Here is an 18347-nt window from a genome sequence, read left to right as displayed (position 1 = left end):
GGGCTCCCGGCGGACGCGGTGTCAGGCGACCGGCTGCTTGGCGCGGGCCGGCAGGCGGCGGGCGAGGACCACGCAGAGCAGGGCGAGCGGGACCCAGCCGACCAGCCCGGTGAGCCCGGACACCGCGGTGTCGGGCGGCGCGGCGGCGTCCCCGAGCAGCAGCACGGCGGGCAGCACCGCGTTCAGCGAGCCGTGCGCGACCACGCAGGGCCACACGCTGCCCGTACGCAGGCGCAGCCAGCCGATCGCGATCCCGGCCAGCACGCAGAAGCCGATGAACTGCAGCGCCGCCCACGACCCGAGGCTCGGGTAGTTGTAGCCGAGCAGGGTGAGCGGGGCGTGCCACAGCCCCCAGATCGCGCCGGACAGCGCCAGGCCGCCGAGCGGGCCGTACGTGGCGGACAGCCGGGGCAGCAGCCAGCCGCGCCAGCCCCACTCCTCGCCCAGCGCCGGGATCGCGTTCAGCACCGGGCCGACCAGCACGCCGATGGCGATCTGCAGGTAGAGCGCCGGGCCCGGGTCGGCCGGCGGCTGCACGCCCGCGGCCGTGAGCTGGGCCCGGTACAGGCTGAACCGGTCGAGGTCGAGCGGGAACAGCCCGACGGCGGTGCTGAGCCCGGCGCAGACGGCGATCAGCAGCGGCACGCCCAGCCAGGCGGCCAGCACGTACCGGCCGGTGCGGCCCTTGCTCTCCCCCAGAGCCAGGCCGGTCTCGGCGGCCCAGCGCCGCCAGGGCGCGCGCGACAGCGCCCACACCCCGAGCACCCCGGCGGTCGGCGTGAACATCATGACCGCGGCCAGCCCCTTGGCCGCGGGCGAGCTCAGGCCCGCGCCGAGCCAGATGGGCAGGGCCACCAGCCAGGACAGCCCGAAGGCGAGGACGAGGAAGACGGGAAGCTGTTTTCTCATGACCGGGCACGCTCCGCGACGAGGGCGTTGATGAGGGACGCGCCGCGCTCGGCGTCGTCGATGCTGATCGCCAGCCGCCCCCCGGAGCGGTAGCCGACGACCAGGCACTCGCCGCCGCGCAGCATGATGGTGGCCATGCCGGGCAGGCCGCGGAAGCCCCAGCCGCCGACCTCGCTCGGCCTGCGGACCTCCGTCCAGGCCCGGTCGATGCGCGACAGTGGGATCCGGCGTGCCGGGACGCCGAGCGGCCCGAAGCCGATGACGAGCGCGTCGTCGCCGACCCGTACGGACAGCGACGCCGTCGCCAGCCCCGCGACCAGCACGATCACGGCGCCGGGCAGGGCGGAGGCCATGGTCGCCGGCGACAGGACGCCGGCCAGGCGCAGCCCGCACAGCACGACGATCGCCGCCGCGGCCACCAGCGTCAGCCCGACCAGCCACGGGTTGACCAGCCGGCTGACCCAGACCGTACGGCGACCGGGCCGCAGCTTCAGCGCCGGGGGCGGCTGCACGGCCTCGACCGGGTCGGGCCCGCCCCTGCCGAGGTAACCCGCGAGCACGCCCACGCCGAGTGAGCCGACGACGACCAGCGGGACCTGCCAGCCGGAAAGGCCCGCGGCCGTCCAGTCGGGCGCGTCGAGGTTGGCCGACAACGTGGCGGCCTGCGTGCCCAGCACCAGGACGCCGCCGCCGAACAGGCCGCCCCACCACAGCGCCCGCCCATTGCGGTGCCGCAGCGCCCAGCCCCGCACGGCGACGGCCAGGAACGCGACCCACACCACGGTCCACACCGCCGCCACCGTCAGCACGTGGGCCTGGAAGGACGCCGAGCCGTCGACGCCCGCCGCCCCCCAGTGGGTGGCCAGCGGGTCGGGCAGCCGGTCGCGCAGGCCCATGGGGGCCAGGACCAGGGCCGCCGTGACGGCCGCGCCCCACGCCGCCGCGGGGATTCGGGGGTTCATGGCAGATCCTCCAGGATGGTGATGAGGTCCTCACGGCGGTAGCCGTGCCTCTCGGCCTCCTCCAGCAGCTCCCGGGCGCGTTGCACGAGCAGCGCGCGCCCGTCGGCCTGGCCCGCGACGCTGACCCCGCGCCCCCGCCTGAACTCCAGCAGCCCCTCGTCGCGCAGGTCGCGCAGTGCGCGCAGCACGGTGTTGGGGTTGATGCCGAGCGCCCTGGCGAGGTCGCGGGCCGGCGGAAGGCGGTCACCGGGCGTGTAGGAGCCCTCGCCGATGGCGCGGCGGATGGCGCCGGCCACCTGTTCGTGGAGGGGCCGTGCGTCGTTGAGATCGAGCGCGAGCAACATGATGCTAATGACACTAGCACCATGAAACGTAATGCGCCCGACCAGCATTTGTAGGATGAACCCCTGTTTGTGAGTACGCAGAAACCGTGGATAGCATCGGTTTACGTGACCACTGTGCGGCTGAACTCAGCAGACCCAGTCTCTGTCGACACCGACGCCCTGATCGTCGGCTTCCGGCCCGGCCAGGACGGCCCCCGCCCGGCCACGGGCGCTGAGTCCCTCGACGCGGCTTTCGGCGGCAACCTCGCCACCTCCCTCAGCTCGCTCGGCTTCTCCGGCAAACCCGGAGAGCTGGCCAAGCTGCCCACGTTCGGCGCCGTCCAGGCCCCGGTGCTCGTCGCCGTCGGCCTGGGCGACTCCTCCGACCACGAGTCCCTTCGCCGCGCCGCCGGCGCCGCCGTGCGGTCGCTGGCCGGCACCGCGCGCGCCGCGCTGGCCCTGCCCTCCGACGACGACGCCCAGGCCGAGGCCGTCGCCCTGGGCGCGCTGCTCGGCGCGTACGGCTTCGACCGCTACCGCACGGGCGAGGCCCCGAAGGCGCCCGTCTCCGAGATCACCGTCCTGTCCGGCCGGGGCGAGTCCGCCGCCGAGCGGGCCGGCGTGCTGGCCGAGTCGGTCTCGCTCGTCCGCGACCTGGTCAACACGCCGCCGTCCGACCTGTGGCCGGCCAAGTTCGCCGAGATCGCCGAGCAGGAGGGCGCCAAGCACGGGCTGACCGTCGAGGTGCTCGACGAGAAGCAGCTCAAGGACGGCGGCTACGGCGGCCTGGTCGGCGTCGGCCAGGGCTCGGTCAACCCGCCGCGCCTGGTCCGCGTCGCCTACAGCCACCCCGACGCGGCCAAGACGCTGGCGTTCGTGGGCAAGGGCATCACGTTCGACTCCGGCGGCCTGTCGCTCAAGCCGGCTGCCGCCATGGACTGGATGAAGTCCGACATGGGCGGCGCGGGCGCCGTGCTCGGCGCGCTGGTCGGCATCGCCAGGCTCGGCCTGCCGGTCAACGTCGTCGGCTACCTCTGCCTGGCCGAGAACCTGCCGAGCGGCACCGCCCAGCGCCCCTCCGACGTCATCCACAGCTACAGCGGCAAGACCGTCGAGGTGCTCGACACCGACGCCGAGGGCCGCCTGGTGCTCATGGACGGCATCGCGCGCGCCGCCGAGGACGACCCCGACCTGATCGTCGACATCGCCACGCTGACCGGCGCGCAGATCGTCGCGCTCGGCTGGCGCACCGCGGGCGTCATGGCCAACGACGACGCCGTCCGTGAGCTGGTCGTCGAGGCCGCCACCGCCGCGGGCGAGGGCGCCTGGGGCATGCCGCTGCCGGAGGAGCTGCGCAAGGGCCTCGACTCGCCGGTCGCCGACATCGCCAACCTCCACCCCGAGCGCTTCGGCGGCATGCTCACCGCCGCCATCTTCCTCAAGGAGTTCGTGCCCGACGGGGTGCGCTGGGCGCACATCGACATGGCCGGACCGGCCTACAACAAGGGCGAGCCGTACGGCTACACCCCCAAGGGCGGCACCGGCGCCATCACCCGCACCCTCATCGGACTCGCAGAGCGGCACGCGAGCATCTGAAACAAATGAAAAGATGACGGCATCACGAACACCCCGACAAGGAGCCTTCCTGTGGCCTATGACATCGTCGTCCTAGGTGGCGGCAGCGGCGGTTACGCCTGCGCGCTTCGGGCGGCCGAGCTGGGCAAGTCGGTCGTCCTCATCGAAAAGGACAAGATCGGCGGCACCTGCCTCCACAGGGGATGCATCCCCACGAAGGCCCTGCTGCACTCGGCCGAGGTCGCCGACGAGACCCGCGAGAGCGCGTCCTTCGGCGTCAAGGCGAGCTTCGAGGGCATCGACGTCCAGGGCGTGCACGCGTTCAAGGACAAGATCGTCACGCGTGCCTGGAAGGGCGTCCAGGGCCTGCTCAAGGGCGCGGGCGTGACGGTGGTCGAGGGCGAGGGCCGTCTGGTGGGCCCGCGCAGCGTGCAGGTGGGCTCGGAGGTCTACGAGGGCGCCAACCTCGTGCTGGCCACCGGCTCGGCCCCCCGCACGCTGCCCGGCCTGGAGATCGACGGCGAGCGGATCATCACCAGCGAGCACACCCTGAAGATGGACCGCGTGCCGTCGTCGGTGATCGTCCTGGGCGGCGGCGTGATCGGCGTCGAGCTGGCCAGCGTCTACCGCTCCTTCGGCGCCGAGGTCACCATCGTCGAGGCGCTGCCGCACCTGCTGCCGACCGAGGAGGAGTCCAGCTCCAAGCTGCTGGAGCGGGCCTTCCGCCGCCGCGGCATCAAGTACGAGCTGGGCGTCTTCTTCGACTCCGCCAAGACCACCGAGACGGGCGTCGTCGTCACCCTGGCCAACGGCAAGACCCTCGACGCCGAGCTCCTGCTCGTCGCGGTCGGCCGCGGCGCGGTGTCGTCCGGCATGGGCTTCGAGGAGCAGGGCGTCACGGTCGAGCGCGGCGCCGTCGTGGTCGACGAGCACTGCCAGACCTCGGTCCCCGGCGTCTACGCCATCGGCGACCTGATCCCCACGCTGCAGCTGGCCCACGCCGGGTTCGCCGAGGGCATCCTGGTGGCCGAGCACATCGCCGGCCTCAACCCGCCGCCGATCGACTACGCGGGCGTGCCCCGCATCACCTACTCCGACCCCGAGGTCGCCTCGGTCGGCATCACGTCGGCGCAGGCCGCCGAGCGCGGCATCGAGATCGTCGAGCAGGTCTACGACCTGGCCGGCAACCCCAAGAGCCAGATCCTCGGCACCTCCGGAGCGGTGAAGGTCATCGCCCAGAAGGACGGCCCGGTCGTCGGCGTCCACATGGTGGGCCGGCGCATCGGCGAGCTCGTCACGGAAGGCCAGCTGATCTACAACTGGGAGGCGCTGCCCGCAGAGGTCGCCCAGCTCATCCACGCACATCCGACCCAGTCCGAGGCAGTCGGTGAGGCGATGCTGGCCCTGGCCGGCAAGCCGTTGCACGTACACAACTAGTCCAGCCCTCGAGATCAGAACGCGAGAGAAGAATAACGATGCCGGTCTCCGTACAGATGCCCCAGCTCGGCGAGAGCGTGACCGAGGGCACGGTAACCCGTTGGCTGAAGAAGGAGGGCGAGCGCGTCGAGGCCGACGAGCCGCTCCTCGAGGTCTCGACCGACAAGGTCGACACCGAGATCCCGTCGCCTTCCGCGGGTGTCCTCACCAAGATCGTCGTGGCTGAGGACGAGACGGTCGAGGTCGGCGCCGAGCTCGCCATCATCGACGAGAACGCCCAGCCGGGCGCCGCCGCCCCGGCCCCGCAGGCCGCTCCCGAGCCCGAACCGGAGCCCGAGCCCGCCCCGGCTCCCCCGGCCTCCTCCATCCCGCAGCCGGCCCCGGCCCAGCCCGCTCCCCAGCAGGCCGCCCCGGCTCCGGCCCCGCAGGCCCCGGCCCCGCAGCAGGCCGCTCCGGCTCCGGCCCCGCAGGCTCCGGCTCCGCAGCAGCCCGCCGCCGAGCCCACGCCGCTGCCGTCCTCGGGCGACAGCCCCTACGTGACGCCGCTGGTGCGCAAGCTCGCCAACGAGCACGGCGTCGACCTCGACTCGATCAACGGCACCGGCGTCGGCGGCCGCATCCGCAAGCAGGACGTGCTGGAGGCCGCCAAGTCCCAGCGCGAGCAGGCCGCCGCCCCGGCCGCGGCTCCGGCCGCCCAGCCGGCCGCCGCCGCGCCGGCCCCGGCCGCCGCCCAGGCCCCGGTCGCCGCGGCGCCCGAGCCGGTCGAGGTCGACACCACGCTGCGCGGCCGTACGGAGAAGATGACGCGGCTGCGTCAGACCATCGCCAAGCGCATGGTCGAGTCGCTGCAGACCGCGGCGCAGCTCACGTCGGTCGTCGAGGTCGACGTCACGAAGATCGCCCAGCTCCGGGCGCGGGCGAAGGACGACTTCTTCCGCCGCGAGGGCGTGAAGCTGACCTTCACCCCGTTCTTCGCGATGGCCACCGTCGAGGCGCTCAAGCAGCACCCGAAGCTCAACGCCACGATCAACAACGAGACCAACGAGGTCACGTACTTCGACGTGGAGAACCTGGGCGTCGCGGTCGACACCGAGCGCGGCCTGCTCGCGGCGGTTGTCAAGAACGCCGGCGACCTCAACCTCGCCGGCCTCGCCCGCAAGGTCACCGACCTGGCCGAGCGCACCCGCAACAACCAGGTGACGCCCGACGAGGTCACCGGCGGCACGTTCACGCTGACCAACACCGGCAGCCGTGGCGCGCTGTTCGACACGCCGATCCTCAACCAGCCGCAGGTGGGCATGCTCGGCACCGGCGCGGTCGTCAAGCGGCCCGTCGTGCTCGACACGCCCGAGGGCGAGGTCATCGCGGTGCGTTCGATGGTCTACCTGGCGCTGACCTACGACCACCGCCTGGTCGACGGCGCCGACGCCGCCCGCTTCCTGACGACGATCAAGCGTCGCCTGGAGGAGGGCCGCTTCGAGGCCCAGCTCGGGCTCGCGTAGTCATCACCCGTGAAAGGCCGGGTGGCTCCTTCGGGGGGCCGCCCGGCCTTTGGCGTACTGTGGGGACCATGGCGATCATCGTGACCGGGGCGTCCGGCCTGATCGGTACGGCGCTGGTCGGGGCGCTGCGCGACGAGGGGCGGGAGGTCGTCCGCCTGGTCCGGCGGGAGCCCGCGGGGCCGGGAGAGGCCTTCTGGGACCCGTCCGCGGGGGTGATCGACCGGGCCGCGCTCGAAGGGGCCGAGGGCGTGGTGCACCTGGCCGGGGCCTCGGTCGGCGACCGGCGCTGGACCACCGCCTACAAGCGCGAGCTGGTGCGCAGCCGCGTCGAGGGCACCCGGCTGCTGGTCGACGCCCTGCGCGCGCTCGGCAGGCCGCCCGAGGTGCTGCTGTCGGCGTCCGGGGTCGACTTCTACGGCGACACGGGCAGCCGGGAGATCGACGAGAGCCAGGGCAGGGGCCGGGGGTTCCTGGCCGAGCTGTGCGAGCGCTGGGAGCGGGAGGCCGAGCGGGCCGCCGAGGCCGGGTGCCGGGTCGCGCGGCTGCGCACGGCGATGGTGCTGAGCCGGCACGGCGGGGCGCTCGGGCGCATGTTGCCGATCTTCCGCGTCGGGCTGGGCGCGCCGCTGGGGACGGGCCGGCAGTACTGGTCGTGGATCTCCTTGGACGATTGGGTGGCCGCCGCACTGCATATCCTGAAAAATCGGGATATCGAGGGGCCGGTTAATCTCGGATCCCCTTCTCCGGTCACCAACGAAGAATTCACCCGCACTCTGGGTAAATGCCTGCGTAAAGGCACGGTCCCCATGCCCGTACCGGCGTTTGCGCTGTCCATCGGGGTGGGCGAATTCGCCCGCGCGGGGCTGCTGCCGAGCCATCGCATGATCCCGCGGAAACTGCTTGACAGCGGCTACGGCTTCACGCATACCCGTCTCGACGAGGCGCTGCGCGCCGTACTGTAGGGTGCCGTTCGTCCTTCAGCACGCAGGAGATCCGACATGAGCAGGTCCGGGCAGTCGCACATTCTGGCCATCGGGGGCGGGTCGTTCCGCCAGAGCGAGCGCCACAATTTCATCGAGGCGAGCGGGTTGCTGCGCTACGGCCTCGACCTGACCGGCCAGGACCGCCCCAAGCTCGGCCTGGTCGCCACCGCCCTCGGCGACTCCTCCGACTGGCTGCTGAAGATGTACGGCGCCTTCTCAGGCTGGGACGTCGAGCTGAGCCACCTGACCGTCTTCCCCATGCCCAACGTCGAGGACGCGCGGGCCTGGGCGCTCGAACAGGACATGATCTACGTCAGCGGCGGCAGCGTGGCCAACCTGATGGCGTTGTGGCGGCTGCACGGCCTCGACGAGGTCTTCGAGGAGGCCTGGCGGGCCGGCGTGGTGCTGTCCGGGCAGAGCGCGGGCGCCCTGTGCTGGCACGTGGGCGGCAACACCGACTCCTTCGGCCCGGCGCTGCGTCCGTGGGCCGACGGGCTCGCGCTGCTGCCGTACTCGTGCGGGGTCCACTACAACGCCGAGCCGCAGCGCCGCCCGCTGCTGCAGGAGTCGGTCGCCTCCGGCGAGCTGCCCGGCGGGTACGCCGCCGACGAGGGCGTCGCCCTGCACTACGTGGGCACCGAGTTCATCCAGGCGGTCACCGTCGACCCGCGCGCCTACGCGTACCGGCTGGAGTACGACGGCTCCAACGGCGTCAAGGAGTTCAGGATCGAGCCACGCCTGTTGACCCCCTGATTACCCGGACAGGGTGAGGGAACGGCACAATAGGCTCATGCGCCCCATCCACGGGGACGATCCCCACGCGCTGGCCGTCGTCCGCCTTGGTGTGGACGTCCCCTACGAGCAAGCCTGGTCGTTGCAGCGCTGGATGCACGGCAAGCGGGTCGCCGGCGAGCTGGGCGACGCGGTCCTGATCCTGGAGCACGCGCCCGTCTACACCGCGGGCAGGCGCACCCTGCCCGGCGACCGTCCCTCCGACGGCACCCCCGTCATCGACGCCGACCGGGGCGGCCGGGTCACCTGGCACGGCCCCGGCCAGCTCGTCGCCTACCCCGTCGTCGCCGTCGCCGACGTGACCCGTTACGTCTGCGCCCTGGAGGAGACGATGATCCAGGTGTGCGCCGACTTCGGCGTCACCGGCCGGCGGGTGCCGGGGCGTCCGGGGGTGTGGGCGGCCGGCGACGTCGCCCTGGGGCTGCCCGACCGGCAGCTCGGCGCGGTCGGCATCCGCGTCGCGCGCGGCGTGACGATGCACGGGTTCGCGCTCAACTGCGCCAACGACCCCAGGTGGTTCAACCGGATCACGCCGTGCGGGCTGCCCGACGCGGGGGTCTCCTCGTTGTCGGCGGAGACCGGCCGCCGGATCGTGGTCGAGGAGGTCATCCCGATCGCCGAGAAGCGGCTGGCCGAGGCGCTCGGCAAGGAGCCGTTCGACCTGCACGAGGAGGATCTGCTGCGCAGGTGACCGAATCGGCATCGAACAGCGGTTGAATCCGGATCTTTCCGGCCTACCATCGCCGGTGTGAAGCGTTCTGCCGCTCTCGTCCTCGCGCTGCTGGTCCACCTGCTCACGCTGGCCTTCCTCGCGCTGGGCGCGTGGGCCGTGCTGGCGCATCTCGACTCCCTCGTCGCGTGGCTGGTCGGCGGCGTGAGCCTGGCCGTGGGATGGGCATTGCGGCCCCGCCTCCCCCGCCTGCCGGCCGACGCCGAGGTGCTCGACCGCGCCGCGGCCGGCGAGCTGTACGCGCTGGCCGACCGCGTGGCCGACCGGGCCCGCGTCAAGAGGCCGCGCAGGGTCGCGGTCATGGACCTGGCCACCGAGACCGTCTACGACCATGTGGGCGTGCTGCGCACGCCGGTGCTGGTCATCGGGCTGCCGTTGTGGCTGGCCCTGACGCCGCGGCAGCGGGTGGCGCTGCTGGCCACCGCGTACGCGCGGATCCCTGCCGGCGAGGAGCTGATCGTGGACGGCGCCCTGTTCACACTGGCCGCCTGGCACGACGCGCTGCTCGGGTCGAGCGCTCCGCTGAAGATCAGGGAGGAGGCCCAGGCCGCGATCGCCCGGTCCTCGCTGGGCCCGATCGACCAGACCGGCACGACGTACGAGGCGGCGGGGGCCATCGGCCGGCTGATCGGACGGGTGCTGGGCGGGCCGGTGCTGCTGGCCGAGTACGCGCTGACGGCGCTGGCCCGCGCCGGGCACGCCCGTACCGAGGAGCGGCGGGAGGCGATCGCGCGGCGGGTGGTGTCCGAGTCCGAGCTGGACGAGCTGCGCGGCCTGGCCGCCGGCGGCTACCTGGCGCCTATGCAGGCCGCGGCGCTGCGCGGCGAGAGCGTCACGGCGATCAGGCAGGGCGCGCTGGCCCGCCACCGGCTCACCGACGACGGCGTGCTGACCTCGGCGCCGCACTCGGAGCTGCTGGGCACCGCCGGGTCCGCGCTGATCGACGAGGAGCTGCTGCGCCACTACACCAGGGCGATCCGCGGCTTCGGGCTCATCACCTGACCCTCGACCGGTCCGGTTCGGCGGCGGACGTAAGCTGGACGGGTGACCGTTGCTCCTGATGGCCGAAAGCTCCTCCGCCTGGAGGTGCGCAACGCCGAGACCCCTATCGAGCGCAAGCCCCCGTGGATCAAGACCAAGCTGAAGACGGGCCCCGAATACACCGAGCTGAAATCGCTCGTGCGCCGGGAGGGCCTGCACACGGTCTGTGAAGAGGCGGGCTGTCCCAACATCTACGAGTGCTGGGAAGACCGCGAGGCGACCTTCCTCATCGGCGGCGACCAGTGCACCCGCCGGTGCGACTTCTGCCAGATCGACACGGGCAAGCCCAAGGAATACGACCGCGACGAGCCGCGCCGGGTCGCCGAGTCCGTCCAGCAGATGGGCCTGCGCTACGCGACCGTGACCGGCGTGGCCCGCGACGACCTGCCCGACGGCGGCGCCTGGCTCTACGCCGAGACCGCGCGGCAGATCCACGCCCTGCTGCCGGGCTGCGGCGTCGAGCTGCTGGTGCCCGACTTCAACGGCAACCGCGACCAGCTGGAGGAGGTCTTCTCCAGCAAGCCCGAGGTGTTCGCCCACAACGTCGAGACGGTGCCGCGCATCTTCAAGCGCATCCGCCCCGCCTTCCGCTACGAACGTTCGCTCGGGGTGATCACGACGGCCCGCGAGGCCGGGCTGGTCACCAAGTCCAACCTGATCCTGGGCATGGGCGAGACCCGCGAAGAGGTCGTCGAGGCGATGCGCGACCTCCACTCCGCCGGCACCGACCTGCTGACGATCACCCAATACCTGCGGCCGACGCCGCGCCACCACCCGGTGGAGCGCTGGGTCAAGCCGGAGGAGTTCGTCGAGCTGCAGGCCGAGGCCGAGGCGATCGGGTTCGCCGGGGTGCTGTCGGGGCCGCTGGTGCGCTCCTCCTACCGCGCGGGCAGGCTCTACCAGCAGGCCATCGCGGCCCGCCAGACCACCTGATCCCGCCTGATCCTGCTTGTTCCCGCTTGATCCCGCTTGAGCGGAGCCCCGGGCCGTTTGCCCGGGGCTTTTCGCGTCCTTAGCATGGCAGGGCTGCCGAGTGAGGGGCGAGGCGATGGCGACCGTGATCCGCACCAGCGACCTGCCCGCGCGCAGCCGTCACGAGGCCTGGCGCGGCATCGTCTGCGACACGCTCGGGCCGCTCGACCTGCGCATCGATTCCGGCGCGCCGCTGCGGGGCGAGATCGAGCTGGGGCAATTAGGCCCCGTGGGCGTGGGCCGGGTGCGCACGTCCACGCCGCACAGCGTCCACCGCACGGCGAAGTTGATCCACCGCGACAACCCCGAGCTCTACCGGGCCGTGCTGGCCGTCTCGGGCAACCCGGTGCTGCGCCAGGACGGCCGCGAGATCCGCCTCGGCCAGGGCGAGTTCGCCATCTACGACTTCACCCGGCCCTACGAGGTGGCCTACGACTCGGCCGTGCAGCTGGCGGTGTTCAGCTTCCCGCACGAGCTGCTGCCGCTGCCCTACGACGACGTGGCGCGGCTGACCGCGGTGCCCGTCTCGGCGCGCGAGGGCACCGGCGCGCTGGCCGTGCCGCTGCTGCGCCGGGTCACCCAGGACTACGACGACTACACCCCGGCCAGCGCGGCCAGGCTGGCGACGGTGGTGATGGACCTGGTCACCACGGCCCTGGCCGAGCGGGCCGAGCAGGCCGCCGCGGTGCCCGAGGACGCCCGCCGCCGCGCCCTGCTGCTGCGCGTGCGCGCCTTCATCGACCAGCGCCTGGGCTGGTCCGACCTCGACCCGGCGATGGTGGCCGAGGCGCACCACGTCTCGGTGCGTTACCTGCACCGGCTGTTCGAGTCCGAGAACACGACGGTGGCCGCCTGGATCAGGCACCGGCGGCTGGAGCGCTGCCGCGCCGACCTGCTGAGCGCCCGCCACCTGCCGGTCGGCGAGGTCGGGGCGCGGTGGGGGCTGCCCGACTCGGCGCACTTCAGCAGGCTGTTCAAGCGGGCGTACGGGCTGCCGCCGGCCGAGTTCCGGCGCGCCAACCCCGTGCGCTGATCGTCAACCGTCCTGGCACGGGGATCCAAGACGCGCGGGGTCGTGGTGAGCAGACTGAAGGTGTCGCAAAACACCTCAGATGCCAAGGAGCACGACATGCAGCTCTTCCTCAACCTCCCGGTCAAGGACCTGGACCGGTCGCAGAAGTTCTTCACCGAGCTCGGCTTCACGATGTACGGCATGGCCGAGGGCATGGCCTCGATGCTCGTCAACGAGCAGACGCAGGTCATGCTGCTCACCGAGCCGACGTTCTCCACGTACGTCACCAAGGAGATCGCCGACGCCGCCACCAGCACCGAGGCCATCCTGGTGCTGGGCATGGAGAACCCGGCCCAGGTCGACGAGCTGGTGGACAAGGCGCTCGCGCTCGGCGCCACCCCGGCCGGCGTGCCGCAGGAGGCCGGGTTCCGCTACCAGCGCGGCTTCGCCGACCTCGACGGGCACCACTGGGAGGCCCTCTGCTTGGTCCAGCCCGCGTGAACGGCCGGGCCACCTCGGCGGACGGCACCGTGCTGGCCTTCGACAGCTACGGCGCCGGGCCCGCGGTCGTGCTGGTCAACGGCGCGTTCGGCGACCGGGCGCACCCCACGCTGGCGGGCGTGGCCGCCGCGCTGGCGCCCTGGTTCACGGTCGTCAACTACGACCGCAGGGGCCGGGGCGGCAGCGGCGACACCCGGCCGTACGCGGTCGAGCGGGAGATCGAGGACCTGGCGGCGGTGATCGGCGCGGCGGGCGGGACGGCCATGGTGTTCGGGGGCTCGTCCGGCGCGGCGCTCGTGCTGGAGGCCGCCGCCCGGGGCCTCGGCATCACCAGGGTGGCGGTGTGGGAGCCGCCGTACCACGTGGACGACGACGCTCCCCCGCTGCCGGACGACTTCGCCGCGCAGCTCGACGCGCTGGTCGACGCGGGCCGCTGGGAGGAGGCGGTCGAGCGGTTCATGGTGGAGGCGGCCGAGGTGCCGGTCGAGGCCGTGGCCGCGATGCGGGCCGACGCGTCGTGGGCGCACCTCAAGGGCGTGGCCCGCACGCTGGCCTACGAGGCCGCCGTCCTCGGGCCGGGCAGCCGGCTGCCGGCCGCCACGCTGGCCGCGATCGCACAACCGCTGCTGGTGCTGAGCGGGGAGCGGAGCCCCCGGTGGATGGCGGCCGCGGCGCTGGCGGTCGCGGCGGGCGTGCCGGGGGCGCGGCACCGGGTGCTGGAGGAGCAGTCCCACGCCGTGACGCCGGAGGCGCTGGTGCCCGAGTTGCTGGAGTTCTTCGCCCGATGACAGGCTTTGCGTAACGTAAAGGTCACAAACCTATCGAGTGCTCGGTTTTCTGGTGAACACTGATGCCGTGGAACTCGACGAACTGATCGCCCGGCTCGACCTCGCCACCAAGATCCGCCTGCTCACCGGGGCCGGTATGTGGTCCCTTCCGCCGATCCCCGAGATCGGGCTCGACCGGCTCGTGATGAGCGACGGCCCGATCGGCGTCCGCGGCGAGCAGTGGACCTCCGCGGACCCGTCGATCGCGCTGCCCAGCCCGACCGCGCTCGCGGCCACCTGGGACGTGGAGCTCGTCCGGCGGGCCGGCGCGCTGCTGGCCCAGGAGGCCCGGCGCAAGGGCGTGCACGTGCTGCTCGCGCCCACGATCAACCTGCACCGCTCCCCGCTCGGCGGCCGGCACTTCGAGTGCTTCTCGGAGGACCCGTACCTGACCGGCGAGATCGGCGCGGCCTACGTCGAGGGCGTGCAGGAGGGCGGCGTGGCCACCACGCCCAAGCACTTCGTGGCCAACGACTTCGAGACCGACCGCTTCACCGTGGACGTGCGGGTCGATGAGAAGACGCTGCGCGAGGTCTACCTGCGGCCGTTCGAGCGGGTGGTGCGGGCCGGCGCGTGGGGGCTGATGACGGCCTACAACTCGGTCGGCGGCACCACCATGACCGAGCACTCCGCGCTGGTCAACGGCGTGCTGAAGGACGAGTGGGGGTTCGACGGGCTCGTCGTGTCCGACTGGACGGCCGTGCGCAGCACCGAGGCCGCCGCCCTGGGCGGCACCGACGTGGCCATGCCCGGCCCGTTCGGCCCGTGGGGGGACAAGCTGGAGGCCGCCGTCAGGGAGGGGCGGGTGCCCGAGTCGGTCGTCGACGACAAGGTCCGGCGCGTCCTGCGGCTGGCCAGGCGCACGGGCGCGCTCGGCGGCGGCGGGGACCGTCCCGCCCCCGTTCCCGTCGACGGCGTCGCGCTGGCCCGCGAGGTGGCCGCGCGCGGGTTCACCCTGCTCACCAACGACGGCGTGCTGCCGCTGCGGGACGTGCGCACGCTGGCGCTCATCGGCTCGGCCGCCGGCGAGGCCCGGGTCATGGGCGGCGGCAGCGCCCAGGTCTTCCCCGACCGGATCGTCTCCCCGCTGGCCGGGCTGAGCGCGCTGGAGGGCGTCGAGGTCCGCCACGCCGTCGGGACCGATCCGCGGATCCGCTTGGCGCCGCTGGCCTGCCCGGTCGTGGCGCAGTTCCTCGACGCGGGCGGCGGCCTGCTGGCCGAGCATCCGCTGGCGGCGGCCGAGGCGCGGTGGGTCGGCCAGTTGCCGCCGGACGTGGACGGCGAGCGGCTCGGGGCCGTGCGGCTGCGGGCGGCGTACACGCCGGTCAGGTCGGGCCGGCACGAGCTGTCGGTGGCGGGCGTGGGCGCCTTCACCGTCACGGTGAACGGCGAGACCGTCTTCGACGCGGCGATCGAGCCGGAAGGCGGCGACCCGGCGGCCGCGTTCCTGTCGCCGCCGGAGCGGCGCTTCGCCGTCGAGATGACCGCGGGCCGGCCGTACGAGCTGACCGTGACGCATCCGGCGGGGGCCTTCGGGGGCATGGCGTTCGTGGCGTACACGCTGGGCCACGCCGACCCGGCGCCGGGGCCGGACGAGCTGATCGCCGAGGCCGTGCGGGTCGCGGCGGACAGCGACGTGGCGGTGGTCGTGGCCTCGACCACGCCGGAGGTCGAGAGCGAGGGCTTCGACCGCGAGACCCTGGCGCTCCCCGGCCGCCAGGACGAGCTGATCCGCGCCGTGGCCGCGGCCAACCCGCGCACGGTGGTCGTGGTCAACGCGGGCTCGCCGGTGGAGATGCCGTGGGCGGGAGAGGTCGCGGCCGTGCTGCTGACCTGGTTCCCCGGGCAGGAGGCCGGGGCCGCGCTGGCCGACGTGCTGTCGGGCCGCGCCGAGCCCGGCGGCCGCCTGCCCACCACGTGGCCCGCGACGCTCGCGGACGCCCCGGTCACGGACGTCACCCCCGTGGACGGCGCTGTGGCCTACGACGAGGGCACGTACATCGGGTACCGGGCCTGGGAGCGGTCGGGGCGGGTTCCGGCCTTCTGGTTCGGCCACGGCCTCGGCTACACGACGTGGAGCTACGACTCCATCGCCGCCGAGGGCGCCACCGTGACCGTCGCGCTGACCAACACCGGCGACCGCTTCGGCCGCGAGGTCGTGCAGATCTACCTCTGTCAGGGCGCCGAGCGCCGCCTGGCCGGGTTCGACGTGGTCGAGGCTGAGCCGGGAGAGACCGTGATCACGACCGTCTTCCTGCCCGAGAGCGCCTTCCAGGTGTGGGAGGACGGCTGGCGCACGGTCGAGGGCGAGTACACGCTCCAGGCGTCGCACCATGTCGCGGACCCGAGGCTGTCGATCACGGTGAAGATCTAGCGACAAAGGCCGGTCGCGTTTTCCATAGTGCACCAGTTGGTTTGTATCCTTCTGAGCATGGCAAAGTCCGAGGATCCAGAGAAGCCGGGGCGCATCAAGCAGCTCCGCATGATCGCGCAGATCATCAAGCAGGCCAATCCCAAGGGGATGCCGATCGTCTTCCTCTCGGCGGTGGGCACGCTGGCTGTGGTCGTCGTGATCGGCCTGGTCACGGACTACCTGTGGTATTCGGTGTTCATCGGCGTCCTGGCCGCGCTCACCGTCGGGCTGGTCGTCTTCGGCCAGCTCGCCCAGAAGGCCCAGTACTCGATCCTGCACGGCCAGACCGGCGCCGCCGCCGCGGTCCTGCAGGGCATGCGGGGCAACTGGCAGGTCACCCCGGCCATCGCCGTCAACCGCGACCAGGACCTGGTCCACCTCGTCGTCGGCTTCCCGGGGGTCGTGCTGGTCTCCGAGGGGCCGGGCAACCGGGTGGCCAAGATGCTCGCGGCCGAGAAGAAGCGCGTCGCGCGCGTGGTGCTGGGCGTCGAGATCTACGACATCCAGTGCGGCGACGGCGAGGGCCAGGTGCCGATCGCCAAGCTCCAGCGGCACATCATGAAGCTGCCGCGCAACCTGAAGAAGCCCTCGGTCAACGAGGTCAAGGACCGGCTGCGCTCGCTGCCGAAGAACCTGCCGATGCCGAAGGGCCCGATGCCCAAGGGGGCCCGCATGCCGCGCGGCCCGAAGATGCGCTAGTGCTGTCGGTCTCCTCGCGGGCCAACCGCCACTGGTGGGACGGCAACGCCGACGACTACCAGGTCGAGCACGGCGGCTTCCTGCGGGACACCGGGTTCGTCTGGTGCCCCGAGGGCGTCGACGAGGCCGAGGCGCACCTGCTGGGCGAGGTGCGCGGCCGGCGGGTGCTGGAGATCGGCTGCGGCGCGGCGCAGTGCGCGCGGTGGCTGGTGACGCAGGGGGCCCAGGTGGCCGCCTTCGACATCTCCCACCGGCAGTTGCGCCACTCCCAGCGCATCGACCTCGACACCGGCCTGCGCGTTCCCGTGGCGCAGGCCGACGCCGAGTCGCTGCCGTACGCGTCCGGCGCCTTCGACCTGGCGTGCTCGGCGTACGGGGCGCTGCCGTTCGTGGCCGACCCGCTGGCGGTCTTCCGCGAGGTGCGCAGGGTGCTGCGGCCGGGCGGCCGATTCGTGTTCTCGGTGAGCCACCCGATCCGGTGGGCCTTCCCCGACGATCCCGGCCCGCGCGGGCTCACCTCCGACCGCTCCTACTTCGACCGCTCGCCCTACGTCGAGCGGGACGACGACGGCGCCCCCTCCTACGTCGAGCACCACCGCACGATGGGCGACTGGATCGGCCTGCTGGCCGCCTCCGGACTGACCCTCACCGGCCTGCTGGAGCCGGAGTGGCCGCAGGGGCACGAGCGGGCGTGGGGCGGCTGGAGCCCGCTGCGCGGCCGGCACATCCCCGGCACGGCCATCTTCACCTGCGCGAATACCTAGCCGCCAGCGCGGCGAAGACCTCCTTGGGCTCCCAGCGGGTCTCGTCGAGCATCCTGACCACGCCGTAGGAGCCGAGGTCGTCGGCGCCGCGCCGGTTGTAGGCGGCGAAGGTGAACCAGAACGCGGCCTCCAGGCTCTCGGCCTCGAAGACGTCGAGCAGCTCCTCCAGGTAGCGGACCTGCTCCCCCTCGTCGGGCACGGCCCCCTCGGGCACCACGTACGCCGAGCCGCCCCGCTCCCCCGCGCCCTTGTAGGCGCAGGTGCCGAACTCGGTGACGGCCACCGGCTTGCCGTGGGTGAGGTGGGCCCGCAGTTCCGCCGGGAAGTCCGCGGCGTTGTAGGCGGCGCGGTAGGCGTCGACGCCGACGATGTCGAAGGGCGTCCAGTCGATCAGCTCCCAGGGGCCCGACGCGTACGTGAGCCGGCCGCCGAACCGGGCCCTGACCGCCGTGGCGGCCTCGGCCAGGAAGGCGTTGAAGCGGGGCGCGACGTCGGCGGCCGTCGACTGCCACCAGGCGAGGTCGGCCGTCGTCATGGCCGCCAGGCGCTCGCCGTACGTGGCGCCGGGGATGAAGCCGTGGCAGAACGCGCTGGACTCGCACCCGGCGACCAGCACCACCTCGGCGCCGGCGCGGCGCAGGGACTCGGCGCGGGCGGCGCAGTCGGCGTAGAGGGCGACGGCCTGCTCGGCGGTGGCGTCCACGGGGAAGGGCGCGAACCACACCTCCAGACCGGCCGCGGCCGCCCGCTCGGCCGCGACGGAGAGCCGGCCGGGATCGCCGCCGGAGACGCGGACGGCCGTGCAGTGGAGCTCGTCGGCGATCACCCGCATCTCGCGGGCGACGACGTCGGGGTCGAAGGTCCGGCGGGTGAGCTGCGGGCCGTTCAAAAACCCAGTGTCGTAG

At 73.0% G+C, this 18347-nt stretch carries 18 protein-coding genes; 14 read left to right on the top strand and 4 right to left on the bottom strand.

The window, feature by feature from the left end:
• Nucleotides 1–21: 21 nt before the first annotated feature.
• Genes ABZ459_RS08650 through ABZ459_RS08640 form a run of 3 tightly spaced genes read right to left on the bottom strand, consistent with a single transcriptional unit; the run spans nt 22 to nt 2215 of the window.
• Nucleotides 22–909: a CPBP family intramembrane glutamic endopeptidase gene (locus tag ABZ459_RS08650; protein ID WP_357967647.1), complete on the bottom strand. Its 888-nt coding sequence runs from the start codon at nt 907–909 to the stop codon at nt 22–24.
• Nucleotides 906–1871, bottom strand: a complete 966-nt coding sequence (locus ABZ459_RS08645; RefSeq protein ID WP_357967644.1) for a hypothetical protein — start codon at nt 1869–1871, stop codon at nt 906–908. The genes ABZ459_RS08650 and ABZ459_RS08645 overlap by 4 nt, the downstream gene beginning before the upstream one ends.
• Nucleotides 1868–2215 carry a GntR family transcriptional regulator gene (locus tag ABZ459_RS08640; RefSeq protein ID WP_352353377.1) on the bottom strand — a complete coding sequence of 116 codons (348 nt, stop codon included), beginning with the start codon at nt 2213–2215 and terminating at the stop codon, nt 1868–1870. The genes ABZ459_RS08645 and ABZ459_RS08640 overlap by 4 nt, the downstream gene beginning before the upstream one ends.
• A 105-nt stretch (nt 2216–2320) precedes the next feature.
• Between ABZ459_RS08640 and ABZ459_RS08635 the strand changes: the two genes are divergently transcribed.
• From ABZ459_RS08635 to ABZ459_RS08570, 14 genes are all read left to right on the top strand, one after another.
• Entirely contained in the window at nt 2321–3790 is a 1470-nt protein-coding gene (locus ABZ459_RS08635) for a leucyl aminopeptidase (protein ID WP_357967641.1), read from the top strand.
• Between the two features lie 51 nt (nt 3791–3841).
• Entirely contained in the window at nt 3842–5206 is a 1365-nt protein-coding gene (gene lpdA, locus ABZ459_RS08630) for a dihydrolipoyl dehydrogenase (protein WP_357700698.1), read from the top strand.
• Between the two features lie 38 nt (nt 5207–5244).
• On the top strand, nt 5245–6708 hold the full coding sequence (gene sucB, locus ABZ459_RS08625) for a 2-oxoglutarate dehydrogenase, E2 component, dihydrolipoamide succinyltransferase (protein WP_357967638.1): 1464 nt from the start codon (nt 5245–5247) through the stop codon (nt 6706–6708).
• Between the two features lie 68 nt (nt 6709–6776).
• Nucleotides 6777–7670, top strand: coding sequence for a TIGR01777 family oxidoreductase (locus ABZ459_RS08620; RefSeq protein ID WP_357967636.1), 894 nt, complete (start codon nt 6777–6779; stop codon nt 7668–7670).
• A gap of 36 nt (nt 7671–7706) precedes the next feature.
• Entirely contained in the window at nt 7707–8444 is a 738-nt protein-coding gene (locus ABZ459_RS08615; protein WP_357967634.1) for a peptidase E, read from the top strand.
• 37 nt (nt 8445–8481) lie between these two features.
• Nucleotides 8482–9174 (top strand): lipoyl(octanoyl) transferase LipB, encoded by a 693-nt coding sequence (gene lipB, locus ABZ459_RS08610; RefSeq protein ID WP_357967633.1) that lies wholly within the window; start codon nt 8482–8484, stop codon nt 9172–9174.
• A 57-nt stretch (nt 9175–9231) separates the two neighbouring features.
• Nucleotides 9232–10215, top strand: coding sequence for a M48 family metallopeptidase (locus ABZ459_RS08605; protein ID WP_357967631.1), 984 nt, complete (start codon nt 9232–9234; stop codon nt 10213–10215).
• A gap of 42 nt (nt 10216–10257) precedes the next feature.
• The gene (gene lipA / locus ABZ459_RS08600; protein ID WP_357967628.1) at nt 10258–11187 is read left to right on the top strand and encodes a lipoyl synthase; all 930 of its coding nucleotides are present in this window, start codon (nt 10258–10260) and stop codon (nt 11185–11187) included.
• A 115-nt stretch (nt 11188–11302) separates the two neighbouring features.
• Entirely contained in the window at nt 11303–12259 is a 957-nt protein-coding gene (locus tag ABZ459_RS08595; RefSeq protein ID WP_357967626.1) for a helix-turn-helix domain-containing protein, read from the top strand.
• A 96-nt stretch (nt 12260–12355) separates the two neighbouring features.
• The gene (locus ABZ459_RS08590) at nt 12356–12739 is read left to right on the top strand and encodes a VOC family protein (RefSeq protein ID WP_357967623.1); all 384 of its coding nucleotides are present in this window, start codon (nt 12356–12358) and stop codon (nt 12737–12739) included.
• The gene (locus tag ABZ459_RS08585) at nt 12736–13527 is read left to right on the top strand and encodes an alpha/beta fold hydrolase (RefSeq protein ID WP_357967620.1); all 792 of its coding nucleotides are present in this window, start codon (nt 12736–12738) and stop codon (nt 13525–13527) included. Before ABZ459_RS08590 ends, ABZ459_RS08585 begins: the two co-directional genes overlap by 4 nt.
• 67 nt (nt 13528–13594) lie before the next feature.
• The gene (locus ABZ459_RS08580; protein WP_357967618.1) at nt 13595–15940 is read left to right on the top strand and encodes a glycoside hydrolase family 3 C-terminal domain-containing protein; all 2346 of its coding nucleotides are present in this window, start codon (nt 13595–13597) and stop codon (nt 15938–15940) included.
• Between the two features lie 57 nt (nt 15941–15997).
• Nucleotides 15998–16678 carry a DUF4191 domain-containing protein gene (locus ABZ459_RS08575; protein ID WP_352323051.1) on the top strand — a complete coding sequence of 227 codons (681 nt, stop codon included), beginning with the start codon at nt 15998–16000 and terminating at the stop codon, nt 16676–16678.
• Nucleotides 16678–17442, top strand: coding sequence for a class I SAM-dependent methyltransferase (locus ABZ459_RS08570; protein ID WP_357967615.1), 765 nt, complete (start codon nt 16678–16680; stop codon nt 17440–17442). The genes ABZ459_RS08575 and ABZ459_RS08570 overlap by 1 nt, the downstream gene beginning before the upstream one ends.
• On the opposite strand, the gene ABZ459_RS08565 is transcribed toward ABZ459_RS08570, so the two are convergent.
• Nucleotides 17423–18331 (bottom strand): hypothetical protein, encoded by a 909-nt coding sequence (locus ABZ459_RS08565; protein ID WP_357967613.1) that lies wholly within the window; start codon nt 18329–18331, stop codon nt 17423–17425. The genes ABZ459_RS08570 and ABZ459_RS08565 overlap by 20 nt on opposite strands.
• Nucleotides 18332–18347 lie beyond the last annotated feature (16 nt).

Origin of the sequence: Nonomuraea sp. NPDC005692 (genome assembly GCF_040631115.1) — a bacterium.
Lineage (GTDB): Bacteria > Actinomycetota > Actinomycetes > Streptosporangiales > Streptosporangiaceae > Nonomuraea.
This window is presented reverse-complemented; position numbering and strand designations above follow the sequence as displayed.